24 protein-coding genes and 1 other annotated feature are annotated in these 24,962 nt (G+C 44.0%); of the genes, 21 read left to right on the top strand and 3 right to left on the bottom strand.

Annotated features, from left to right (window positions below; genetic code table 11):
- Window positions 1-152 precede the first annotated feature (152 nt).
- The 7 genes from AC3WTL_RS14800 (at window position 153) to AC3WTL_RS14770 (ending at window position 5,875) form a co-directional block, all read left to right on the top strand.
- Entirely contained in the window at window positions 153-563 is a 411-nt protein-coding gene (locus tag AC3WTL_RS14800) for a GNAT family N-acetyltransferase (RefSeq protein WP_492369671.1), read from the top strand.
- A gap of 64 nt (window positions 564-627) precedes the next feature.
- Entirely contained in the window at window positions 628-1,260 is a 633-nt protein-coding gene (locus AC3WTL_RS14795; RefSeq protein WP_492369670.1) for an NUDIX hydrolase, read from the top strand.
- The gene (locus AC3WTL_RS14790) at window positions 1,250-1,828 is read left to right on the top strand and encodes a nucleotidyltransferase family protein (RefSeq protein WP_492369669.1); all 579 of its coding nucleotides are present in this window, start codon (window positions 1,250-1,252) and stop codon (window positions 1,826-1,828) included. The genes AC3WTL_RS14795 and AC3WTL_RS14790 overlap by 11 nt, the downstream gene beginning before the upstream one ends.
- 53 nt (window positions 1,829-1,881) lie before the next feature.
- Entirely contained in the window at window positions 1,882-2,391 is a 510-nt protein-coding gene (locus AC3WTL_RS14785; RefSeq protein ID WP_492369668.1) for a hypothetical protein, read from the top strand.
- Window positions 2,392-2,449: 58 nt separating this feature from the next.
- Window positions 2,450-3,190 (top strand): type I methionyl aminopeptidase, encoded by a 741-nt coding sequence (gene map, locus AC3WTL_RS14780; protein ID WP_222498460.1) that lies wholly within the window; start codon window positions 2,450-2,452, stop codon window positions 3,188-3,190.
- A gap of 108 nt (window positions 3,191-3,298) precedes the next feature.
- Window positions 3,299-3,505: a binding site (T-box leader), on the top strand.
- A gap of 48 nt (window positions 3,506-3,553) precedes the next feature.
- On the top strand, window positions 3,554-4,801 hold the full coding sequence (gene tyrS / locus AC3WTL_RS14775; protein ID WP_222498461.1) for a tyrosine--tRNA ligase: 1,248 nt from the start codon (window positions 3,554-3,556) through the stop codon (window positions 4,799-4,801).
- A gap of 78 nt (window positions 4,802-4,879) precedes the next feature.
- Window positions 4,880-5,875 (top strand): zinc-binding dehydrogenase, encoded by a 996-nt coding sequence (locus AC3WTL_RS14770; RefSeq protein WP_492369667.1) that lies wholly within the window; start codon window positions 4,880-4,882, stop codon window positions 5,873-5,875.
- A 44-nt stretch (window positions 5,876-5,919) separates the two neighbouring features.
- Here AC3WTL_RS14770 and AC3WTL_RS14765 read toward each other — a convergent pair whose 3' ends face one another.
- Window positions 5,920-6,963: a lactonase family protein gene (locus AC3WTL_RS14765; RefSeq protein WP_492369666.1), complete on the bottom strand. Its 1,044-nt coding sequence runs from the start codon at window positions 6,961-6,963 to the stop codon at window positions 5,920-5,922.
- A 118-nt stretch (window positions 6,964-7,081) separates the two neighbouring features.
- Between AC3WTL_RS14765 and AC3WTL_RS14760 the strand changes: the two genes are divergently transcribed.
- From AC3WTL_RS14760 to AC3WTL_RS14720, 9 genes are all read left to right on the top strand, one after another.
- Window positions 7,082-7,852: a hypothetical protein gene (locus tag AC3WTL_RS14760; RefSeq protein ID WP_457989862.1), complete on the top strand. Its 771-nt coding sequence runs from the start codon at window positions 7,082-7,084 to the stop codon at window positions 7,850-7,852.
- A 229-nt stretch (window positions 7,853-8,081) separates the two neighbouring features.
- Complete coding sequence (locus AC3WTL_RS14755; protein ID WP_222498469.1) at window positions 8,082-8,378, top strand: hypothetical protein; 297 nt, start codon at window positions 8,082-8,084, stop codon at window positions 8,376-8,378.
- 121 nt (window positions 8,379-8,499) lie between these two features.
- Window positions 8,500-9,315: an STAS domain-containing protein gene (locus AC3WTL_RS14750; RefSeq protein WP_222498471.1), complete on the top strand. Its 816-nt coding sequence runs from the start codon at window positions 8,500-8,502 to the stop codon at window positions 9,313-9,315.
- 176 nt (window positions 9,316-9,491) lie between these two features.
- Complete coding sequence (gene mtnK, locus AC3WTL_RS14745) at window positions 9,492-10,715, top strand: S-methyl-5-thioribose kinase (protein ID WP_248348884.1); 1,224 nt, start codon at window positions 9,492-9,494, stop codon at window positions 10,713-10,715.
- A 13-nt stretch (window positions 10,716-10,728) separates the two neighbouring features.
- Window positions 10,729-11,790: an S-methyl-5-thioribose-1-phosphate isomerase gene (mtnA, locus tag AC3WTL_RS14740; RefSeq protein WP_222498742.1), complete on the top strand. Its 1,062-nt coding sequence runs from the start codon at window positions 10,729-10,731 to the stop codon at window positions 11,788-11,790.
- A 395-nt stretch (window positions 11,791-12,185) separates the two neighbouring features.
- The gene (locus AC3WTL_RS14735) at window positions 12,186-13,457 is read left to right on the top strand and encodes a S8 family peptidase (RefSeq protein WP_222498475.1); all 1,272 of its coding nucleotides are present in this window, start codon (window positions 12,186-12,188) and stop codon (window positions 13,455-13,457) included.
- Window positions 13,458-13,631: 174 nt separating this feature from the next.
- Entirely contained in the window at window positions 13,632-14,420 is a 789-nt protein-coding gene (locus AC3WTL_RS14730) for a class II aldolase/adducin family protein (protein WP_222498477.1), read from the top strand.
- A 100-nt stretch (window positions 14,421-14,520) separates the two neighbouring features.
- Window positions 14,521-15,852, top strand: a complete 1,332-nt coding sequence (locus AC3WTL_RS14725) for a CoA-disulfide reductase (RefSeq protein ID WP_222498479.1) — start codon at window positions 14,521-14,523, stop codon at window positions 15,850-15,852.
- 105 nt (window positions 15,853-15,957) lie between these two features.
- Window positions 15,958-16,305 carry a VOC family protein gene (locus AC3WTL_RS14720; protein ID WP_492369665.1) on the top strand — a complete coding sequence of 116 codons (348 nt, stop codon included), beginning with the start codon at window positions 15,958-15,960 and terminating at the stop codon, window positions 16,303-16,305.
- A gap of 36 nt (window positions 16,306-16,341) precedes the next feature.
- Here AC3WTL_RS14720 and AC3WTL_RS14715 read toward each other — a convergent pair whose 3' ends face one another.
- On the bottom strand, window positions 16,342-17,550 hold the full coding sequence (locus AC3WTL_RS14715) for an MFS transporter (RefSeq protein ID WP_492369664.1): 1,209 nt from the start codon (window positions 17,548-17,550) through the stop codon (window positions 16,342-16,344).
- A gap of 266 nt (window positions 17,551-17,816) precedes the next feature.
- Here AC3WTL_RS14715 and AC3WTL_RS14710 point away from each other — a divergent pair, with 266 nt between their 5' ends.
- From AC3WTL_RS14710 to tatC, 4 genes are all read left to right on the top strand, one after another.
- Entirely contained in the window at window positions 17,817-19,274 is a 1,458-nt protein-coding gene (locus AC3WTL_RS14710; protein ID WP_206841803.1) for an alanine/glycine:cation symporter family protein, read from the top strand.
- 173 nt (window positions 19,275-19,447) lie between these two features.
- Window positions 19,448-21,088, top strand: a complete 1,641-nt coding sequence (locus AC3WTL_RS14705; protein WP_222498484.1) for a PhoX family protein — start codon at window positions 19,448-19,450, stop codon at window positions 21,086-21,088.
- Between the two features lie 9 nt (window positions 21,089-21,097).
- Entirely contained in the window at window positions 21,098-21,283 is a 186-nt protein-coding gene (locus tag AC3WTL_RS14700) for a twin-arginine translocase TatA/TatE family subunit (protein WP_035326193.1), read from the top strand.
- A 217-nt stretch (window positions 21,284-21,500) separates the two neighbouring features.
- Window positions 21,501-22,226, top strand: coding sequence for a twin-arginine translocase subunit TatC (tatC, locus tag AC3WTL_RS14695; RefSeq protein WP_163140080.1), 726 nt, complete (start codon window positions 21,501-21,503; stop codon window positions 22,224-22,226).
- Window positions 22,227-22,291: 65 nt separating this feature from the next.
- Here the strand turns inward: tatC and AC3WTL_RS14690 are convergent, their stop codons facing one another.
- Window positions 22,292-23,548 carry a S8 family peptidase gene (locus AC3WTL_RS14690; protein ID WP_492369663.1) on the bottom strand — a complete coding sequence of 419 codons (1,257 nt, stop codon included), beginning with the start codon at window positions 23,546-23,548 and terminating at the stop codon, window positions 22,292-22,294.
- A gap of 225 nt (window positions 23,549-23,773) precedes the next feature.
- On the opposite strand from AC3WTL_RS14690, the gene AC3WTL_RS14685 reads away from it, so the two are divergent.
- Window positions 23,774-24,907 (top strand): zinc-dependent alcohol dehydrogenase, encoded by a 1,134-nt coding sequence (locus AC3WTL_RS14685; RefSeq protein ID WP_222498488.1) that lies wholly within the window; start codon window positions 23,774-23,776, stop codon window positions 24,905-24,907.
- Window positions 24,908-24,962: the final 55 nt, after the last annotated feature.

Below are 24,962 nucleotides of genomic sequence, written 5' to 3'. Positions count from 1 at the left end.
ATTATCATCATTCTAATAGATTAAAGTGTAAATGAAAAATGGCCTGTTTGAATTTTTCAAAAAAATCGCAGGCTTTTTATAAATAATTGTCGAAAATATCTTGTTAGCAGGCTTTTTGACTGCTTCTTTCCGATAATAATGGAGCTGACAAAATGATCGAATATAAAGTGGATATAGAAGGAATATCACCAGATATGCTGGACGGATTTTTTGACGGGGGGCCAAATCCGCCGAGCCCTGAAAAACATCTGAAGCTTTTAAAAAACAGCACGAAGATTGTGCTTGCTGTTGACCGCGATAAACATGCAGTGGCCGGATTCATCACAGCAATCAGCGATGGAGTGCTATCTGCCTACATTCCCCTGCTTGAAGTACTGCCTGAATACCAGCAGCAGGGAATCGGCCAAAAGCTGGTCACCCGAATGCTTGAAGAGCTGGACGGCATTTACATGATCGATATTATGTACGACCCTGAATTACAGCCGTTTTATGAAAAGTTCGGAATGATCAAATCTTCGGGAATGGTGCAGCGTAATTATCATAATCAATCAGGAAAGCAGTAACAGGGGAAACTGGAAGCCGGGTATCCCTTCAATATAGTTTATCTAAAAAGAGGAGGCCAATTAATTGGACACAGAAATTCTCAATATTTTTGATGATAACCGAAAACAAATCGGTGTAGCTTCTCGTGAAGAGGTCCATCAAAAAGGCCACTGGCATGAAACTTTCCATTGCTGGTTTGTTAGCAGGGAGCATGAACAGGAATATATTTATTTTCAATACCGCAGCATTGACAAAAAGGATTACCCCGGACTTCTGGACATAACCGCTGCAGGCCACCTTATGAGTCATGAATCTGTCTTGGACGGCATGAGGGAAGTGGAGGAAGAACTGGGGATTCATGTTGATTTTGCGGACTTGGTGCCGCTGGGTGTCATTGAATATATTGCAGAGAAAGAAAATTTTATCGACAAAGAACTGGCGCATGTATTTCTTTATGACAGCGTCCATGCACTGGAGGAGTTCAACCCGCAGCTGGAAGAGGTAACAGGAATCTACCGGATTGCTCTGGAGGACTTCTATGAGCTTTGGTTTGAAGCAAGAGAACATATTAAGGCAGAAGGGTTTCAGGTTGAAAGAGACGAAAGAATCACCTCTGCCATTACAGTGCGCAAAGAGGACTTTGTTCCGCATGAGGATTACTATTACAGGCGCGTACTGCATTCAATTCGGGAGATGGAGAGGGAACATGCTGATTAAGACTGAAGAAGATATAGTGAAGATGGTAAAGCAGGACAAATGGATGATGGCCATCCTAACAGCTGCAAAGTCTCTAGACCTCCCTGACTGGTGGGTCTGTGCCGGCTTTGTGAGGGCAAAAGTCTGGGATACTCTTCATGGATTCAGTAAAAGAACTCACTTGCCGGATGTGGATGTCGTTTATTATAACAAGTGTGACCTTAGCGAAGAAACGGAAAAAGAACTGGAGTCTAAGCTTAAATACCTTCTGCCCAAAGTGCCATGGTCAGTGAAAATTGAGGCAAGAATGCATCTCATTAATGACCTTTCCCCATATATATCATCAGTGGATGCGATCTCAAAATTTCCTGAAACGGCGACTGCCCTTGGATTAAAGCTTGATGACAAAAACAATATTATATTAACTGCTCCATGGGGGATCGAGGACTTGCTTGCCCTTAAAATAAAGCCAACACCTATGTTTGCTGAAGACAGCAAGTTATTTGGAGTTTACCTGGAGCGAATTGAAAAAAAGAACTGGAAATTATTATGGCCAGGGATCGAAGAAATTCAAGGAAGAAACCAATGAAAAAGGTGTTTATAATACTGATGTTGCTTACGCTGTCAGGCGGTTCGCCAATAATGGCAACAAAATGGGCGGAACTAAATCCGGAAGAGGTCGAATCCCGCTCACAAGTCATTGTGCTGGGAACATATAATTTTAAAAGTAAACCAAAATCAGGCAAGAGTAATTTTTATGGAAGCCAGTTTCATGTTGAAAAGGTTTATAAAGGAGAAGCAGCAGAAAACATCACGGCAGGCATTGAAATATTCGATGATGGATGGGCTGAGGAATTTCAGCAGGATGGCGGAAAGTTTCTGTTATTTTTGGAAAAAACAAAGGAAGCACGCTTTCTTGTTCCCGTTGCTGGCCCCAATGGAATGGTTCAAGTGCAGGATGACAGAATTGTATCAGGGCATGAGGACTATTACGGAAAAATAATAAAAGAAGAAGCAAGAATACCAAGCCCTGTTAAAGAAAATGAAAGTGAAGGCTATATGTTTGAAATCTTGCTGTTTTCCTTAACTGGCTTTATCACTCTCCTGCTAATTATTAGGTTTTTATCAAGAGAAAAGCCGAAATCTTATTAAGCGCGCTGCATTTAGATTATAATAGAGAAATACAACAAAAGAAAAGGCAGGATTATGTATGATTGTAAAAAACCAAGAAGAATTAGCAAAACTGAAGGAAATCGGTAAAATTGTCGCGGAGATTCGCGATGCGATGATTGAAAAAACCAAGCCAGGCGTGACAACCAAAGAGCTTGATGATTTAGCCGGAGAGCTGTTTGAAAAGCACGGAGCGATTTCAGGCCCTAAAGGAGAATACGACTTTCCAGGCTTTACTTGCATAAGCGTGAACGAGGAAGTGGCTCATGGCATTCCCGGAAGCCGCATAATAAAAGAAGGCGATCTTGTAAACATTGATGTTTCCGGATCAAAGGATGGCTATTTCGCAGACACAGGCCTATCATTTGTCGTTGGTGAAGACGAGAAGCTGCAAAAGTTATGTGATGCGGCACAGGAAGCTTTTGACGAAGGCCTGAAAAAATTAAAGCCGGGCGGCAAGCTGAGCCTCGTTGGTAAAACGGTTCATAAAGTCGCAAAAAACAATGGATTCAACGTAATCATGAATCTGACCGGCCACGGTGTAGGCCGTTCCCTTCATGAGAAGCCGGACCATATCCTGAACTATTTTGATCCATGGGATAAGCAGCTGCTAAGAGAAGGAATGGTTGTAGCCTTCGAACCGTTTATCTCAAGCGGAGATGAAGAAGTAAGAGAAATGAGCGACGGCTGGACGTTTGTCACACCTAATAAAAGCCATGTCGCCCAATGTGAACATACCGTTGTTGTCACAAAAGAAGGACCCATTATCTTAACGAAATAATCATGAACCAGGGGCATCGTATGTTCCTGGTTTTATTACTTTAAGATTTATTTAAAAAAACACTTGAACATTCCAAAGCATTCCGCTAGAATAATAAAAATTTCAAATTTTAATGTAATGACAGAAATCAGTAGCTGTTTTCTCCCTGTTTTAGAGAGCTGATGCCCGGTGAAAATCAGCACATAGATAACAGTGAATTACCTTCTTGAACTTTCTCTGTGAACAGAAGTAGCAGGGGACGGCTCGGACCGTTAATCCGCTGAGTGGAAGAGCAATCTTCAATAAGGGTGGTACCGCGTTAACCACGTCCCTTTCTTTAGGGGCGTGGTTTTTTGTATTCCAAAAACAGAAAGGATGGAAATCATGGACAATTTTTTTGGAAAATTAACAGCCCAGCAAAAGCTTGAAACAGAGAGGCAGCTTGAGATGTACTGCAATGGTGTCCAGGAGATTCTGCCAAAAGCCGAATTGAAGAATAAAATAGCCAAATCCATTTTTCAAAATCAGCCTTTAAAAATTAAGCTGGGTCTTGATCCTTCTGCTCCGGATGTCCATATCGGCCACACGGTCGTTCTGAATAAATTAAAGCAGTTTCAGGACAACGGCCACGTCATTCAGCTGATCATTGGCGATTTTACAGGAAAAATTGGCGACCCGACAGGGAAATCGGCAGCCCGAAATCAGCTCACAGATGAAGAAGTGAAGCATAATGCCAAAACCTACTTCGAGCAATTCAGCAAAGTGCTGGACATGGATAAAGTCGATCTTCACTACAACTCAGCATGGCTTTCTGACCTCCAGCTTGAAGACGTTATCCGCCTGTCTGCAAGCATAACGGTTGCCCGCCTGCTCGAACGAAATGACTTTTCAGAGCGCCTGGCCACAGGTAAGCCGATCTCGCTTCATGAGTTTTTCTACCCGCTGATGCAGGGCCACGACTCGGTTGTTCTCGAAAGTGATATCGAGCTTGGCGGAAATGACCAGCATTTCAATGTCCTGATGGGACGCCATCTGCAGGAACATTTTCAAAAGGAAAAGCAGGTCGTCATCCTGATGCCGCTCCTTGAGGGCCTGGATGGCAAAGAGAAAATGTCCAAATCGAAAAACAATTACATCGGTGTCGATGAGGATCCGAATAATATGTACGGCAAAACGATGTCCATACCGGATAAGCTGATTGTAAAATACTTCAATCTCGCAACGGATTTGCCGGTGACCGAAAAACAGCAAATCGCGGAAGAACTGGAAAACGGAACTCTTCATCCGCGTGACGCCAAAATGCTCTTGGGAAGAACAATTGTCCGCATGTACCATGGTGCAGCTGAAGCCGAGAAAGCCGAACAGCATTTCCAAACCATTTTCCAAAAAGGAGCCATGCCGGATGAGATCCCGGAAACCGAATGGAGGGGTGAGGGTGAAATGCTCATTACCGACCTGATTGCCGGCCTTGGCCTGCTTTCATCCAAAACAGAAGCAAGAAAAATGATTGCAGGAGGCGGCATCCGTTTAAACGGAGAAAAAGTCAGCGATGCAAAGCTGCTCGTGAAAATTACAGACGGATTAGTTCTACAGGCAGGAAAAAGGAAGTATGTGAAACTGAGGCTGAACTAGGCAAATCTCTTTTTTCCCCAATCCTTTTCAAGATATGATAGAATAGACGAAATTTTTAAAGAAAAGCGGGTGGAGGAAATGAAAGCGGTCATTCATGAAGGTAAAGCCGGTCTTGCCGGGTTATCTTATGGTGAAATTGAAAAGCCTGAGCCGGGTGCCGGCGAAGTCAGGGTGAAATTAAAGACGGCAGGGCTGAACCATCGGGATTTATTTGTCCTGAACCGCCACAAGCCGGAAGATCCTGCGCTTGTCATCGGTTCAGACGGAGCGGGAGTTATCGACGCAGTCGGAGATGGCGTTGCAGACATGAAGTCAGGCGATGAAGTTATCATCAATCCCGGACTCGGCTGGAAGGAAAAAAGCGAGGCACCCCCAGCCGGCTTTGAAATCGTCGGCTTGCCGTTTCATGGGACATTTGCGGAATACATCATAATTCCGGCTGAAAACGCTGCACCCAAGCCAGGGTATTTAACCTGGGAGGAAGCGGGTGTCCTTTCCCTGGCAGCACTAACCGCCTACAGAGCATTATTCACTAGAGGAAAGCTTCAGGCAGGCATGAAGGTGTTCATTCCCGGAATTGGAGGGGGTGTGGCAACCTTCTTAATGCAATTCGCAAAAGCGGCAGGGGCATCTGTGTATGTGGCTTCACGTTCAGAGGAAAAATGCCGAAGAGCTTTAGAAATTGGTGCAGATAAAGCCTTAAACAGCAGCGAAGAGTGGACGGAAACCCTTGGCGGGGAAAAGGTGGATCTTGTCATTGAATCTGTTGGCCCGGCTACATTTAATAAATCTCTGGAAATCCTTCGGGGTGGCGGTACCATCGTAACATTTGGCTCCTCTACAGGGGATGTGCTGGAGCTCAATCTCCGCAGTCTCTTTTACGCTCAGCAAAACCTGCTTGGTTCAACAATGGGAAGTGCAGAGGAATACCATGAAATGCTCCAGTTTATTGAAAAACATCAAATCAGGCCGGTTTTGGATCAGGCATTTCACCTGGAACAATATGAACAAGCTTTTGAAAAAATCGCAAACGCGGAGCAATGGGGGAAAATTGCTTTCAAAATCAGCGAATAAAAAAAGGGGTGAGATCCTGCAAAAAGCAGAATCTCACCCTTTTCTTATACATGTAAAAACTTCACACAAACCGGATCCGGCACTTTCACATCAGACTGAAGCAATGTTAGCTTCCCTGTATTTTCATCTCTCGAGAACAAAACAATATTGCTTGAATTCTGGTTCGAGCCGATCACAAATTTTTCAGATGGATCGAGTACAAAATCTCGCGGCCAGTTTCCTTCTGTGGAGGTATGCTCCACAAATGCAAGCTCTCCATTATCCTGATTGACGGAGAAAACAGCAATGCTGTCATGCCCGCGGTTGCCCGCATAAACGAAGCGGCCGTCTGAAGAGATATGAATGGCGCTTCCCTGGTTATTTTCCGTAAAGCCTTCCGGAAGCGTGGTTATAGCCTGCTTTTGTACGAAGTTTCCATCTCCATGATACTGAAGCAAAAGAACTTCAGAGCTAAACTCGGTCATCACATAGGCATACTTTCCATTTGGATGGAACACAAGGTGTCTGGGACCGCTGCCCGGCTTTACAGACAGGATACTTTTTTCCTTCAGGATTCCTTCATTCACTTCATACGTAATCACCTGGTCTGTTCCCAGGTCAACTGCAGCTAAGTATTTTTCGTCCGGAGTCAGCCCGGCATAGTGAGTATGCGGTTTTTCCTGCCTGCTGTCAGGACCTGATCCGCTATGCTCCATAACCGAAACAGCAGGATTTAATGAGCCGTCCTCATTTGTTAAGTAAGACTCGACTGTCCCTTTATGGTAGTTTGCACTGAAAACATTGCGCACGGAAGAATCCACACTGACATGGCATGGAGGGGATCCGGCAGAAACCTGGCTGTTGATTTTCTCAAGTGAACCGCTGCTGCTTTCAAGACGATACGCAGCCACTCCGCCGGATTCGCCTTCCTTAGCTACCGAGTATAAAAATTGATTATCCCGGCTGATTGTCAGGTAGGTGGGATTATCCAATTGTGCTGCAGTCCTGACATCGGAAATTTTACCTGCTTCTGTATCCAGAACAAATGAATATATCCCTTCACTTTCACCCTTTGTGTATGTGCCTATGTATCCTCTGTACTTGGTCATATGAAGCCTCCTCTATATGTTTTCTCCTGAAAATACTCTATCATAATTTGCCTTCTAAACAAAAGGAAGAGGAATTTTGCATGGGAAAAAGAATAGTAAAAGGTACATATAGGAGAGGATGATGAGGTTGAACGCACCCCATTCGATATTGTCAGTCTGGAAAATCTTTGATCGTTTTCCGATGGAAACACTGACAAAAGCATGGTACTACGATAAAGCAGGAACGAAAAAGCAGAGAGATGTTTCTTTAATGAAGGAGCACCGTGCCCAATATGGCATTGCCGGAAACTGTTTTGACCTCGCGATTTGGCTTCTCCATGAATTTAAGGAGGCAGGAATTCAGGCCTATCCAGTTGGCCACGATTTGAAAACACCTTCTGCACATGCAGCAGTGGTGGCGGTGGATGAAGAAGGCCGCCGCTTTCTATGTGATCTGGGCGACCAATGGCTGCAGCCCATATTAATTGATTCAAAGGCCCGGGATTTTACTCCCGAAAAAATAAGCGGATTTTTCCCGGCAGCAGATGTCCAGGTTTCATCTGAAAGCGGGCAGCTGGAAATTATCTATCACCGCCCCAACGGAAAAATATCGCAGCAGAGTTATGATACGGATCCGGTTGAACTGAATTCCTTTTTGGAAGCAGCAGAACGATCGCAAAACTCTATTTATCCTAAAGCTTTACTGGAGCAGCGGCTTCTCTATAAAAACGAAACCGCTCACTGGGAATTTTACAATTGGAAAAGCTTCCTCAGTACCACAGAAGGCCTGTACCATGATGTCCCTGCTGAATCTATTGAAGAATGGGCAGACCGTATTCATCAAAAGACAGGGTATAATCGGGAGTTTTTAATAGAATCATTGGGCTTCTATAAAAAGCTGGGAGATTGAATAACTGATGCCGGCTGAGAACCTTTTTATCTGAATGTCACTCAAAAACTGGATTCGCTTATAAAATGGAGATTTCGCTCATAAACACAAAAACCTCGCTCATAAAATGGGAATTTCGCTCATAAACACAAAAAAATCGCTCATAAAATAGGAATTTCGCCCATAAATACAAAAATTGCTCATAACATCCCAAATTCCGCCCATAACGCGAATAACCAAAGGAGCTGCCATGTACATTAAAATCTATCAATATCATATCCGCCCGGAAAACGAACAGGAACTGATGCTGGTCCAACGGAAATCTGGTAAAATCTACCGGAATTACATCGAGGCTCAGACTAAAATGTTAAAAAATAAAAAAGATGAGACAAAGTGGACAGAAATCAGTTTTTTTAAGTCGGAAGAGGACTATCAAAGCAAGCTGCCGCTGATTAACAACGATCCCGGCATCCAGGAGCTTTACAAAAGGTTTGAATCAATTCTGATCAGTGATATAAGGGAAGAGGATTATGAGGAGTGGTTTTAAAAACTATAGCTAATGACTTTCCCTCTTAGGGAAAACCTCCTATTTATTTCCCATTCTGTCATTTTGAAGTTATAGTACGATATAATCGAAGAAAGACATAAGAGGGGAGATATATACATAAATGGAGCCTATTCATAAAGTTTCAGCGTATCTTACTCAAAATGCAGAGGTTTTATCTAGAGAACTGGTTAAAGAAATCGTAAAGCGATTTGGTTTCGAAATCCCCAAACCGGAATTTGAGGCTGCCGTTTCGATGTATTTGGAGTTTATGAAGTTCCTGGGAACCATGATTGCAAGCAGCAGTGACATGGTTCCTGAAGGGCTGGTTGAATGGAGCAAAGGAAATGGCGAACGGGCTGCCTCCGAGGGAGGGAAAATTTCTGATATCGTCATCCGGTATCCGGACACCCGCCTCGTTTTTACTGATAGATTAAAGAATATTGGCGAGAAGTTTGAATTAACGGCTGATGAGATTATTTCTATTGTTAAAAAAGTGAACTTTATGCTGGATATCAGCATCAATGAGACCGTATTTGCCTTTGAACGGCACTCCGAGGAACAACTGAGAGAGACGCAATCTCAGGTAAATGAGCTTGCTGCAGCCATTGTACCGATTCAGGACAGCATTGCAATCCTTCCATTGATCGGCAGCATAGACTATGACAGAGCTCAAATCATCATTGAGAAGACAGTCCCTCGGGTCAGTCAGCTGGGAATTGAAACCCTAATTATCGATTTTTCCGGCACGGTGAATATAGATGTTGAAATTGCCAATCATATTTTTGATATCCGGAATATTCTCCAACTAATAGGTGTTAAGACCATTGCAACAGGTGTGAGACCGGATTTAGCAAAAAATGCCGTTGTCCTTGGCATTGACTTGTCATCCCTTGAAGTATACACGAACGTCCTGCAGGCGATTAGAAGCATTAAATAATGGTAATGAATGGAGCTGCTCATAAAGCGGCTTTTTTTTATAAAATTAGAAAGTAGAATATTTAAAAAACAATTGTCGAACCCCAAGTCACATGATAGTATTTAGATATTTTCCAATATATTAAATTAACAAAATTATAGATACTATTAAAAAGATTCGTATGGGAGGCTTTTTGCATGACTGTTTTTACATCCGCTTATTTTACAATGACTGAACAGGAAGCCATTGAATATGCCAAGACAAGGCTGAATTATTTTGCTCCAGATGCTGAATTGGACTGCAGGGAAATTGGCGATGGCAATTTGAACTATGTTTTCAGGCTGACTGACCATAAACACAAGAAGTCGCTGATTATCAAGCAGGCCGGACCGGTTGCCAGGATATCAGATGAATTTAAGCTGTCTCCTGACCGCAACCGTATTGAATATGAAATTCTTGATCTGCAAAACAAGCTCGCTTCTGGCTTCGTGCCACAAGTGTTTAACTACGATCCAGTAATGAATTGTACCGCAATGGAGGATCTGTCAGATTACACTATTATGAGAACAGCCTTAATGCAGCATGAAAAATTCCCGCTGTTTGCTGACCATATCTCGACTTTTCTGGTAAATACCTTATTGCTTACTTCAGATGTCGTAATGGGGCATAAGGAAAAGAAAGAGCTCGTCAAAAAGTTTATCAACCCGGAACTATGCGAAATTTCAGAGGACCTCGTCTTCACAGAACCGTTTTACGATTGTGTGAGAAATGAAGTGTTTGAAGGCACCAGGGAATTTGCCAAAAAGGAAATTTGGGAGGATCCAAAGCTTCAGCTTGAAACGGCAAAGCTTAAATTTGAGTTTATGACCAATGCCCAGTCCCTGCTGCATGGCGATCTGCACACAGGTTCAATTTTTGTAAAAGAAGATTCTACTAAAATTATTGATCCTGAGTTCGCCTTTTATGGCCCGGCCGGATACGATGTCGGAAACGTGATTGCCAACCTGATTTTCGCCTATGTGAATGCGAAATATACCATCACTGAAGATGAAGCAAGAACCGATCAGCTTGGTTATCTTGAAAACACAATAGAAGATATTATCGACTTGTTCCAAACGAAATTCCTGCAGGCCTGGGATGAGAAAGCAACTGAACAAACAGCCAGCTATGAAGGCTTTAAGGAATACTATCTTGATACAATTCTGCGTGAGACAGCAGCAGTCACAGGACTTGAACTGTGCAGGAGAATTATCGGGCTGGCATCTGTAAAGGATGTCACATCCATTGAAGAGTACAGCAGCAGAGCTGCAGCGGAAAAAATTTGTCTGGCAGCCGGAAAAATGTTTATTATGGATAGGGAATCTTTTAAAACAGGAGCGGATTTTGTACGTGTTCTAAAAGACTGTGAAAAAAGATTCTAAAGGAGGCAGCATGATGGGAAAACCAGTGGATGTCATCCAGTCTGTCAGATTGGACGATGAAAACGACACACTCATTCTATTAGATCAAACAGTTCTGCCGAATGAAAAGAACTTTTTGCATTTGAAAGAATTAAAGGATATTTGGGATGCAATCTATCATTTAAAGGTCCGCGGTGCACCTGCCATTGGAATAGCGGCGGCTTATGGTGTCTATTTGGGCACAAAGCAATCAGCGGCAGCGAGCTATGAAGAACTTTATCAGGATTTTAAAAAGGCGAAGGAATACCTGGCGTCATCACGGCCAACTGCGGTTAATCTTTTTTGGGCGCTCGACCGCATGGAAGCCCGTTTCCAGAAGGAAGAAGGCAAAGCAGCAGCTGAAATAAAGCAAGCCCTAAAAAAGGAAGCAGAAAAAATACGCGCTGAGGATGAAAAGGTGTGCGAGTCGATCGGACAGCACGCGCTTTCTGTTCTTGAGCCTAGATGGGGCATTCTAACGCATTGCAATGCCGGTACGATTGCCACAGCTAAATATGGGACAGCTCTTGCTCCGATTTATTTAGGGCAGGAAAAGGGATATGATTTTAAAGTATACGCCGATGAAACCCGCCCGCTTCTGCAGGGGGCCCGCCTGACCGCATGGGAACTCGAAGAAGCAGGTGTGGATGTCACGCTGATCTGCGATAATATGGCCAGCATCGTCATGAAAGAAGGCAAGATTCAAGCTGTACTTGTCGGCTGTGACCGTGTTGCAGCCAATGGTGATGCAGCCAATAAGATTGGAACATCCGGCGTTGCGATTCTCGCGAAACATTATAATATACCTTTCTATGTTTGTGCTCCGCTGTCAACAGTTGATCTTGCATGCAAAACAGGGGACGACATCCATATTGAATTAAGAGATTCGGAAGAGATTACTTCTAAATGGTACGAAAAGCCGATGGCGCCAGAGGGTGTAAGAACCTATAATCCCGCATTCGATGTAACAGATAATGAACTGATCACAGGCATAATAACGGAGAATGGCATAGCTTATGCACCGTTCAATGAAAGTCTGTCAAAGATGTTTAAATAGGAAGAATACTGCCTCCAGGCCAAGTGGTCAGGAGGCATTTTCATGCTTGCACTTCTATACTTCATATCTTTAAAGCGTTTAACTAGGAAAATATCCCTGATTACGATAAAAATTGAGTGTAATTTAACTCTTTTTATCAATCAAATGTACTATTTTATTTGGGGTAATTCTTTTATTTATGGAAATTTTATGAAGAAAACAATATGTGAATAGTAGAAACTATTTGTAAACCCTCCAAAATGCCTGATACTTTTTGAGAAACTATGTTTCTGTGCCTGATTCTAAAGTCTGATAATTAAATAATTTAGCATATTGTTAGAGTTTGAATATTTTAAATATACTTTAAATACAACAAGAAACGACAGAAAAAATATAGAGTCGAGAGGAGAAAAAGGATGAAGAAAAAAAGGGCATTAGGAGCAGCACTTCTAAGTATGACCATGGGTTTATCAGTTTTCACAGCGGGGGCATTTGCAAAAGAACCAGATACTCAAAACGAAACCTACCGGGTATTGATCCAGGGGCCATCAAACGCTAAAGCATCTGTGAATTCACAGGTGGACAAGCGCTGGGATTTTGGCAGCGATGGCATGACTGCAGAAGTCAATGCAAAGCAATACCAGGCACTTCTGAAAAATAAGAACTTAAAGATTGAAAAGGTAAGCGAAGTTACTCTTGATACTGCCAGAACAGAGGCGTCCAAGAAAGATTCAGTTTCTATTCAGGCAGCAGGGTATCCTAGTGATCAAACACCATGGGGAATTGCTTCAATCTATAATAACAGCAGCATTACGAGTACGTCAGGCGGAAGCGGCATTAAGGTTGCAGTTCTTGATACGGGCGTTTATACCGGTCATATTGACCTGGAAGGCTCTGCGGAGCAATGTAAAGACTTCACTCAATCCACTCCGCTTGTAAATGGTTCTTGTACGGATCGCCAGGGCCATGGAACACATGTAGCCGGGACGGTTTTGGCACATGGAGGATATGATGGCCAGGGGATTTATGGAGTTGCTCCACAGGCGAAGTTATGGGCATATAAAGTCCTTGGAGATAATGGTTCGGGATATTCAGATGATATTGCAGGAGCAATCCGCCACGTAGCGGACGAAGCATCCCGTACTGGTTCTAAAGTGGTCATCAACATGTCCCTTGGTTCAAGCGGCAAGGACTCCCTCATCAGCAGTGCGGTTGATTACGCATACAGCAAAGGTGTCCTTGTTGTTGCTGCAGCAGGAAACTCAGGCTACAGCGCTAATACAATCGGCTATCCTGGAGCTTTAAAGAATGCGATCGCGGTTGCAGCTCTTGAAAACGTTCAGCAAAACGGTACATACCGTGTAGCCAACTTCTCATCCCGCGGAAATCCTAACACGGACGGTGACTATATCATTCAGGAAAAAGACGTGGAAGTGTCTGCACCTGGTGCAAGCATCGAGTCTACGTGGTATAACGGAGGCTATAACACGATCAGCGGAACATCCATGGCAACACCTCACGTAGCAGGCCTTGCCGCAAAGATTTGGTCTTCCAGCCCATCCATGAGCCACACTCAGCTTCGCACAGAGCTTCAAAATCGTGCCAAGCAATATGACATAAAAGGCGGATACGGAGCAGCAACTGGTGATGACTATGCGTCAGGCTTCGGATACCCACGTGTAAAATAAACGAACAGAATCATACCCCCGATAACCGTCTGATCTCTCATCAGGCGGTTTTTTTAATATTTCCGCGGAAATGATCAAATTTTGGCGAAACAAGAAAACTAATAGAAAATGCTGAAACAAATTTATTTTGAATATACAATAGGGAGTGGATGAATAGGAAGGGAGCTGGCAGCCATGGCTGTTCATAATACATATCTTAATGACCAGGAAGCAAAGGAATTCATCTGCGAAATCGGCAGAAGAATATACAATAAAAACTTCGTTGCTGCAAACGACGGAAACATTTCTATTAAAGTGAACGACCGTGAACTTTGGACAACACCAACCGGAGTGAGCAAAGGGTTTATGACACCGGATATGATGGTTAAGATGGACCTTTCAGGTAATGTCCTGGAAGGAGAGCTGAAGCCTTCTTCAGAAGTTAAGATGCACCTTAGAGTGTATCAGGAAAATACTGAAGCAAAGGCTGTTGTCCATGCCCATCCGCCTGTTGCAACTTCATTTGCCATAGCCGGAATCAGCCTTGAAAAACCCGTATCACCGGAAGCGATAGTCTTGCTTGGCAAAGTTCCGGTAGCCCCGTATGCCACCCCCGGAACACAGGAAGTACCGGATTCCATTGCTCCATACTGCAGGGATTACAATGCTGTCCTTTTAGCGAATCATGGCGCGCTAACCTGGGGAAGAAACATAACTGAGGCCTTTTTTCGGATGGAGTCATTGGAACACTATGCACTCATGCTGATATATTCTGAACACATCATTCAAAAGTCAAACGAACTTAGTACAGAACAAATTGCAGAGCTGATCACAATCCGCGAAAAAATGGGCATTCATACGGGTGGAATACCGGTACCGAAAAGTGATAAGGAAATCTGGACAGCTTCCGCGCTGCCGGAAGAATTGATCGAAAATATCGTTCGGAAAGTCACGGAAGAAGTCCTGAGAAACGTTTTAAAATAGCGAATTTAGGATAGCTATAAGGGTATAGAATTCTGTATAATTTCAACCTTTTAACGAAACCTATCTAGAATACCTTATTGAACGTGAGGAGAGATTCCGAATGAAATTGCTGGTAATTGGCGGGGTGGCTGCAAGTATGTCAGCCGCATCGAAATTAAGGAGAATGGATGAGAAAGCGGAGATTACCGTGTATGAAAAAGGCAAGTTTTTATCTTACGGTGCCTGCGGTCTTCCTTATTATATTTCCGGAGAAAATGATGATTACCGGAAAATGATCGCTAGAACACAGGAGCAATTTTCTGAGAGGAACATTAAAACACATCTGCAGCATGAAGTGTTAAAAGTGGATACAAACAAAAAGGAAGTAACGGTTAAAGACCTTGTATCAGGCAAAACCTTTACGGATACATACGACAAGCTGATGATCGGAACAGGCACGTTTCCGATCATGCCCCCATTTCCGGGAGCCGGACTCGAGAACATTCATGTGCTGAAGACACTCGAAGATGGGATGGTATTAAAAGAAATTTCCCACAAACCTGAAGTGGAAGATGTTGTTATCGTCGGCGGTGGCTATATTGGTATTGAAGTGGTTGAAGCGATGAAAACCCTCGGTAAAAATGTCCGTGTTATTGAAATGGGGGAGAGAATCCTGGCTCCATTTGACAAGGAAATAACCGATATAGCTGAAATAGAAATCCGTGATAACGGAGTAGAACTGAATCTGGGTGAAAAGGTAGAGAGCTTCAGCGGTAATGGGAAAGTGGAGAGCGTCAAAACGGATAAAGGCACTTATAAAGCAGACTTAGTGCTTGTTGCTGTTGGTGTAAAGCCTGCTACGAAGTTTCTTGAAGGATCGGGAATAGAGATGGCGGAAAATGGAGCCATCATCATCGACCGTGAAATGAAGACAAATATTGAAGGTGTTTATGCTGCAGGGGATTGCGCCCAGGTTTATCACAAGGTGCTTGAAGAAAATGATTATATTCCGCTGGGTACAAACGCGAATAAATGCGGCCGTCTGGCTGGGGCCAATATAGCCGGCAGTCATGAAAAATATGTGGGAACTTTGGGGAGTGCCGCGATTAAAATTTTTGATATGGAGCTTGGGAGAACGGGGCTTTCCGAGGAGGATGCCAAAAAGCTTGATATTGGCTACACAACTGAATTTGTAAAAGCGGCCGATCATCCGGACTACTACCCGAATCAGACTCCTATCTGGATCAAGCTGATATGTGAGAAAGGAACAAACCGAATACTCGGAGCCCACGCCATCGGAAATAAAGGAGTGGTCCTTCGAATTGATGTATTTGCCGTTGCCATCCACAATAAGATGGCAGCAGAAGAGCTTGGCATGGTGGATCTTTGTTATGCTCCGCCGTTTGCGGGTGTCTGGGATGCTGTCCATATCGCAAGCAATGCAGCAAAGTAATAGATTAAAGTCAGCGGAATTCGCTGGCTTTTTAATTTTCGCAGGAGGTTTTTGTAAGAAGGTGTTGAATATAGTCCATATCCAATCCCTTTTATGGAGGCTGAAATGTTTACAAGAATTGATACAGTTTTTCTGCAGGTAACTGGTTTAGGAAAAGCCATTGAATGGTACAGCACAGTGCTGGGTTTCCCGGTAAGGTGGAAGGATGAGCAGGGAGGATATGCAGCCCTGGAGGTTGGGGAAACGCCTTTAACCCTTGTCCATTCTGAAAAAGTAATTCCCTCCTCCCATATGCCATTTAACTTTTATGTTCCCGATATTGAAGAAGCACATCAGCATCTGGCAGGGCATAAAGTGAAAACAAGTCCAATCCAGGATGATGGGACGGTAAAGTGGTTTGAGTTTGAAGATCCTGACGGCAATAAGCTTGGCGTATGCCATTTTAAGGAGTAAGGAAAAGCTGCCTTTTTAGGGCAGCTTTTACAGTTATTAATAAGAGTCCTTCGCCAGCTTCGGGTGGCGGTTCATGGCACCAAGAAGAATCAGTCCGCTCAGGATAAGCAGAAGGCTTGTGACCACGAAGACGGCAGAAAAACCCAAATAGCCGGAGATCATACCGCCGATAACGGGTCCGATTATATTCCCGAAAAAGCGAAGACTTGTGTTGTACCCAAGCACTTCACCCTGCATAGCAACCGGCGCTTCCTGGCGGATATAGGCGATCCGGACAGGAATTATGCCTCCGATGGTGACACCAAGTGCAAAGCGGACAAGAACAAGCTGCCAAATGTTTGAGACAAATCCTCCCGGCAGATAAAACACGCCTGCAAGAAGGAGGAGAACAACCAATGTTTTAATATAGCCGTACTGATCCCCAATTTTTCCCCATTGCCTGGCCATCAGCAAGTTGCCAAGCCCTGCAGCTGAAAAAGCAATCCCCGCAAAAAACGCCAGATTTTCCGGTCCGTGCAATTCACTGACATATAGGGATAGGATAGGCTGGATGCTGAAGTGGGCGATTTGAACAAGCGTTGATATCAGCATAACTGTCAGCAGGATGGGATTACTGATAATATGCTGAATGACCGCCTTGCTTGAATACCGCGTTTTCTCGCCCTTTTGAGTTTGGATTCTGTGTTCTTTTGTGAAAAAGACAAGAAAAGCGGAAACAAAGATGGCGATGGAGGTCCATTTGAAGGTATCTGAAAATCCGAATAAATCTGCAAGGACTCCGCCGAGAAGAGGGCCCATCAATGAACCTGTGATGCTTCCGGTCTGCAGTGTCCCCATCACCCTGCCGGCAATTTCCTTCGGAGTTTGCGTGGAAATAAACGCCTGTGACATTCCGATGAAGCCTGTAAAAATTCCCGTAAACAGCCTGAGAAAAAACAGCTGCCAGACATTTGTTACGTACCCCATCAGGAATATGGATATGCCCATGCCGATTCCGGACAGAATCAATATTTTCCTGCGCCCAAAAAGGTCCCCGATTCTTCCCCAAACAGGTGAAAAAAGAAACGCAGTCACAAATGTGATCGCAAACGTCCACCCTGACCAATGCTGCACATAGGTTGGAGAATGGTCGCCAAAGCTTTCTATATATAACGAAATAAAGGGAAGGACCATCGTCATGCTGCCTGCCACAAAAAAATTGGCAAACCACATAATCATTAAATTTCTTTTCGTCTGTTTTACCATATTTGAAACACTTCTTTCCGGTCAACGTTTCGTTTCCCTAAATATATAATAACGAAAATTACAAAAAATAGGAAGGGTTATGCTATCACTCTAATTTTTATATATCCTCTCAAATATGATAAAAACCGCTTTACTCAGGGAATCCAGAAAATTCTATGACATTATTACCATAGTCCGTTAAAAAAACATTGTCTTATAACAGGATTTATTCTATAATTCCTAATAGGAAAAAGATTCAGAATATATATTAAAAAGGGGGAAGTTGTTTGGAAGCTTTTGTTAATCAGCTAAACGGTATTTTATGGAGTACACCTGTTATCTACATCTGTCTTGCAATAGGGTTGTTCTTCTCAGTCTTAACTCGATTTTTACAGGTCCGCCATATCAAGGATATGGTACTGTTAATGTTTCAAGGGAAAAGTTCCGCAGCGGGCGTTTCGTCTTTCCAGGCCTTATCTATTGCTCTTTCCGGCCGTGTAGGAACTGGTAACATTGCAGGTACTGCCACTGCCATCGCAATGGGTGGACCTGGTGCTGTATTCTGGATGTGGGCCATTGCTTTTATCGGAGCAGGCAGTGCGTTCGTTGAATCAACGCTGGCTCAGATTTACAAAGTGAAAAAAGACGGGCTATACCGAGGCGGTCCGGCCTATTATATTGAAAAGGGAATCGGAATTAAATGGTTTGCCGTCCTTTTCGCAATTTCTGCTTTGCTTGCTATGGCACTTTTAATGCCTGGCATCCAGTCAAACTCAATTGCGCTTGGAATGGAAAATGCGTTTGGCATAGACAAAACAGTAACAGGCCTTATAATTATCGGTTTACTTGCCCTGATTATTTTCGGCGGTGTTAAGCGTATTGCAACTGTAGCTCAATATACCGTTCCTTTTATGGCAGTGGGTTATATTTTAGTCGCTTTAATTATTATTGCCATGAACATTGGTGAGCTGCCTGGCGTAATTTCGTTAATCTTCAGCAGTGCCTTTGGCGCAGACTCCATGTTTGGGGGAATTATCGGAAGCGCAATCGCATGGGGTGTAAAACGCGGAATTTATTCAAACGAAGCTGGTCAGGGTACAGGCCCGCATGCTGCTGCAGCTGCTGAGGTTTCCCACCCTGCTAAGCAAGGTCTTGTACAGGCATTCTCAGTATATATTGATACGCTATTCGTATGTTCCGCTACAGCTTTCATGATCCTATTTACTGGAATGTTCAATACAGTCGGCGCTGATGGAAAGACTCCAATTGTAGAAAACCTTCCAGGAGTGGAAGCTGGACCTGGATATACTCAGGCAGCTGTTGAATCTGTGCTTCCAGGCTTCGGTGCCGGATTTGTTGCTGTTTCTCTTTTCTTCTTTGCTTTCACAACCATCATGGCCTACTACTATATGGCTGAAACAAACGTAGCTTACCTGATTAGCGGCAAGAACAGCAAGCTGGCGATGTTTATTCTGAAGATAGTCTTGCTTGCCGCAACATTCTATGGTGCTGTTAAAACAGCAGGCCTGGCGTGGGCACTCGGAGATGTTGGCTTGGGACTAATGGTTTGGCTGAACTTAATTGCCATCGTGATTCTAAGAAAACCTGCTCTGATTGCACTTAAAGATTATGAGGCCCAGAAGAAACAAGGTCTTGATCCAGTATTCAATTCCAAGAAGCTAGGCATTAAAAATGCTGAGTATTGGGAAGAGGAATACAAGCCGCAGGAAGAAAAAGTATCTTAATAGAAAGATAAGGGATGTCCGGCTGATGCCGGGCATTTTTTTTACAATCTTTATACTAATTTTACAATTTTCAGGTTATTTCTTAGCATTCTCTTAATATTCATCTTTTAGTATTGTACTTGGGTTTGATACATATAAACGCTGCAAACAATATAAAAGAAGAGGTGCTAAGGATGTCAGAATTGAATCGCCGCAAGTTTTTAACGTATGTAGGTACAGGTGTGGGAGCTTTAACTGTAGCTTCGACAGGTTTGGGGGCAATGGTTCCAAAAGCGGAAGCTAAGGGCGTTGAAGCAGCCTCCCATTTATTCGGATTTCAGAAGAAAATATCCGGATTAAACTTTAAGCCTATTGACCCGACAGACAAGGATGACCTTGTTTTGCCGCGTGGTTACAAATACGATGTTGTGGCAGCCTATGGAGATGTCATTAATAAAAAAGGTGATACATTCGGCTTTAACAATGACTTTACCTTATATTTTCCAATTGATGGGGACAAGCGCGGTCTTTTATGGGTGAATCATGAATATTCAAGCGATCTATTTGTTCATGGTGCAAGGCCGGCAAATGGCAAGTACTCCGCAGCGCAAATTCAAAAAATGCTTTACAACCAGGGCGGATCGATTATCGAAGTATACCGTGATAAAGAGGGCACCTGGAAATTGGACACGGATTCCAAATATGCGCGCCGTATTACAGGCATGACTCCGTTTCAGCTGACAGGTCCTGCCAAAGGTTCAAAAGCAGTGGGCAGTGCAACAAATGTACAGGGGACTTTTGCCAATTGTTCCGGAGGCAAAACATTGTGGGGCACGGTCTTATCAGCTGAGGAAAATTTCGAATCTACCTCAAAGGATGCAGGGTTAAATGATGCGCATTATGGCTGGATCGTGGAAATCGATCCGTTTGATCCGAATTTTAAGCCGCGCAAGCACACTGCTCTTGGTCGCTTCAACCATGAAAATGCAGCAGTCGGCCTGACCAATGACAATCGGGTTGTGGTTTATATGGGCGATGATAAGAAAGATGCATGCGTGTATAAGTTCATCAGCAAAAATAAATATGTAAAGTCCCGCGGAAAAGCCAACGCAGACCTTCTGGAAGAAGGGACACTTTATGCGGCTAATATGGGCAGCGGAAAATGGGTGCCATTAACGATCGAAAATGTGCAGAAAGCCGTCAAGGGGGATGCAGATCTTTTAAAGAAATTCCAAACACAGGCCGATGTGGCTGTTCACTGCCATGAAGCAGCTCTGCTTGTTGGCGGAACGCCTACTGACCGGCCGGAAGATGTGGAAATCAGCCCGTTCGATAAAACGGTATTCATTGCCCACACCAACAATGATAAACATGGCAACTTCCACGGCCATATTACCAGATTTATCGAAGAGGGAGATGACCTGGGGGCACTTACTTTTGATTTTGAAATCTTCGCAGCCGGCGGAAAACAGAGCGGCTTCAGTGCACCTGACAATCTGACTTTCGATAGCCTTGGCAATCTCTGGACTGTAACAGATATGTCATCAAGCAAGCTGAATACAGGAATCTACACACATTTCGCCAACAATGGCATGTTTGTTATCCCGACGATCGGAAAAAATACAGGTGAAGCCTTTCAATTTGCTTCAGCTCCCGTTGAAGCAGAACTGACTGGACCCTCTTTTACACCAAACGAGACAACCCTGTTCCTGTCCATTCAGCACCCGGGAGAAGAGACGGAAGACCTGAACAATCTGACAAGCAAATGGCCGCACCGCAAGGGAGACACCATGCCGCGTCCGGGAGTTGTGGCAATTACAGGCTTCAAATACTAGGAGGTTACTATGCTATCAAATATCGGGATACCAGGATTGATTATTGTTCTAGTGCTGGCGCTGATCATTTTCGGCCCATCCAAGCTTCCTGAAATCGGCAGGGCATTCGGCACCACCCTGAAGGAATTCAAGAAATCCACACGCGAACTTGTTTCAGACGAACAGCCGGAAGATAAGAAAAAAGAATTGCTGTAAGAATGAATAGGAAGGGAGAGTTATCTTCCTTCCTTTTATATAAAGATAAGAAAGCATATAATTTTTGAACGTCGATAAGTGTCTAGCTCCAGCGCCTACCCCCTCGAGGTCACAAGCCAATCCTCCCAAAAAGGCAAAGAACGCCTTTCCGGGAGGCTCGTCTTGTGCTTGTCGGGGGTGGGCAAGGCGCTTGCGCTTTTCTATTGAGGTGATTAATATGAACAATGAGGCAGTAAATGTTCTCCAGCATTTTGAGGAGCTCCGGAAGAGGCTTATGATTATAGCTGCTGTCTTTATCGCGTTCTTGGCACTATCCTTTATTTTCGTCAGCGACATTTACCAGTGGCTGGTTAAGGATCTGGACTTTAAATTAGCTGTTCTCGGTCCATCTGAAATTCTATGGGTCTATTTTATGCTTGCGTCTGTTGTAGCCATTGCAGCCGCCATCCCGGTAGCTGCCCATCAAATCTGGCTGTTTGTCAGTCCGGCGCTTACCGGAATGGAGAAAAAGGTGGCCTTATCCTATATTCCCGCGTTATTTTTCCTGTTCATTACCGGTATAGCATTCGGATATTTCATCCTTTTGCCGCTGGTTCTGAATTTTTTAATGACCTTATCCGGAGAGATGTTCACCGCCTTTTTTACAACAGAAAAGTACTTTCAATTTGTGCTGCATTTAACACTGCCATTCGGCTTTCTGTTCGAGCTTCCGGTTGTGATTATGTTCCTGACCAGCCTTGGCATTATCAATCCCTATTCGCTGCAGAAGATAAGGAAGTATGCCTATTTCGTGCTGATTGTGGTTGCGATCCTAGTCACACCGCCTGATTTTATTTCAGATATACTGGTCACATTGCCTCTCCTGCTCCTGTACGAGGCGAGTGTGAGCCTGTCCAAAATCATATATAACAGAAAGCAGAAAAAGCAGGCTGTTTTGCAGTAATTTTAATTAAAACCAAAGCACAAAAAAGCTTGGACCGTAAATGTCCAAGCTTTTCTATTATTCTCTTATTTTACACGCGGGAAGCCAAAGCCTGACGCATAATCGTCACCAGCTGCAGCGCCTGTTCCACCAAGAATATCATTCAGCTTGGCCCGGTTCTGAAGCTCGGTGCGAAGCTGTGTATGACTCATGGATGGATTCTGAGCCCAGATTTTAGCAGCCAATCCGGATACATGAGGAGTTGCCATGGATGTGCCGCTGATTGTGCTGTAACTGCCATCATACCATGTGGATTCAATTGCTCTGCCTGGTGCAGACAGCTCGACATCACGCTCCTGGATCAGGTAGTCGCCATCAGTTGCAGGGTTGCCCCTTGATGAGAAATCTGCAACACGGTATGAACCATTCTGCTGAACATTTTCAAGAGCGGCCACTGCAACAGCATTCACCAGTGCGCCAGGATAGCCAATCGTGTTATCGGCAGGACCGTCATTTCCGGCAGCAGCAACTACCAGGACACCTTTGCTGTAGGCGTAATCAACTGCATCTGCAATCAGCGTGCTCTTAGAGCTTGAACCTAATGACATGGAAATGACCACTTTAGATCCTGTGCGGACCGCTTCATCGGCCGCATGCTTAATAGCTCCGGCGATGTCATCAGAATACCCTGATCCTCTGTCATTTAACACCTTATATGCCCAGAGATCTGCGTCTGGAGCTACCCCATAAACACCTTGTCCGTTAGCACCGCCATGAGCCAGTACAGTACCAGCAACATGTGTGCCGTGTCCGTTCTTGTCCCCGCAGCTTCCGTCAATTAAAGGTGACTTTCTTTGTGTAAAGTCTTTACACTGTTCAGCTTGTCCAGCAAGATCAGCATGCGTTGTATTTACCCCAGTGTCCAGCACAGCAACTTTTACCCCTGTTCCGCCTGAAGTGCTTTGGATGGAGCTGTCATTGTATATGGCCTCAATTCCCCAAGGTGTACCGTCTGTTGGAGCTGATGCAGCCTCCGATCCAGGTTTTGCAGCTGTCACAGGTGCATTCTTAACTTCATCTACTCTATCAATCTTTAAGTTTTTATTTTTTAAAAGTGCCTGATACTGTTTAGCATTGACTGTTGTAGTAAAACCTTTCTGTCCAAAATCCCACCGTACTCCGTAGTTCGATTTTGCCTTTGCCTTTTCCGCACTTGGTCCCTGAATAACGACCCGGTAGGTTTCATTGCTCTCAACCTGCTGGCCAAAAGCCCCTGATGCAAATACAGAAAGCCCCATTGCGACACTTAATACCGCTGATCCAATTATTCTTTTTTTCTTCATCCAAAATCTCCTCTCAAAATATGTATTGTCCACAGCCGGAAAAGCTGTGACTCTATTATATTTACAAAATTCAGAATAGTTAAACTGGTCTTTTGTACTATTTTTCTAAATTAAAAGAAAATTAACTTTTGAGGTAAATATTTCAACTTATAAATTGGATATAAATGGAGTTATTTGAGCACGGAGGAGGGTATAGCCTATTAAGTCAATAAAGGAGTGTGAAGCATGAGAGCTGTAACTTACCAGGGAGCAAAAGATATTCAAGTGAAAAATGTGGAGGATCCCAGAATTGAAAAACGGGATGATGTTATTGTCCGAATCACGTCAACAGCCATTTGCGGATCGGACCTTCATTTATATCAGGGAAACATGCCATTGCGGCCCGGGTATATTATCGGGCATGAACCGATGGGAATCGTTGAGGAAACAGGCCCTGATGTGACACGGGTCAAAAAAGGCGACAGGGTGGTCATTCCATTTAATGTGTCGTGCGGGCATTGCTTCTACTGTCAGCATGATATGGAGAGCCAATGTGATAATTCGAACCCGCATAATGATTCAGGCGGCTATTTCGGCTATACAGAGAAATATGGAAATCATCCTGGCGGCCAGGCAGAGTTTTTGAAGGTGCCATTTGGCAATTTTATGCCCTTTGTCATACCGGAATCATGCGAGCTGGAGGATGAGTCACTGCTCTTTTTATCAGATGTGCTGCCGACAGCTTATTGGAGTGTGGAGCATTCAGGTGTAAAAGCGGGAGACACGGTCGTCGTCCTCGGCTGCGGCCCCATCGGGTTAATGACCCAGAAATTTGCCTGGATGAAAGGTGCTAAGCGGGTAATAGCGGTCGATCATCTTGATTACCGTCTGAACCATGCCAAACTCACCAATGATGCAGAGGTCTATGACTTCACTAAATATGATGACATGGGAGCTTATCTGAAAGAAATCACCCAGGGTGGAGCTGATGTGGTCATCGATTGTGTGGGCATGGATGGAAAGAAATCCGCAGTTGAAAAAATCGAACAGAAGCTGAAGCTGCAGGGAGGAACGCTTGGCCCGATTCAAATTGCGACAAAAGCCGTCCGTAAATTTGGAACCGTCCAGCTGACAGGTGTCTACGGGCTGACTTATAATATGTTCCCGCTGGAGGAATTTTTCTCGAGAAATGTTACGATTAAAATGGGACAAGCCCCTGTTGTTCACTACATGCCTGAGCTGTTCGAAAAAATCACGAACAAGGAATTTGATCCAAAGTCGATCATAACTCATCAAATTCCCCTCCAAGAAGCAGATCGTGCATATAAGATTTTTAATGACCATGAAGATGACTGCATCAAAGTCATCTTAAAACCTTAGCTATAATACACAAACCGGCCAGGAAATACCTTGGCCGGTTTTTTGAAGTTTAAGA

Source organism: Cytobacillus sp. EB106-05-05-XG126, from assembly GCF_058791715.1.
The sequence above is the reverse complement of the archived record's forward strand: the minus strand, read 5'-3'. Positions and strand labels throughout refer to the sequence as shown.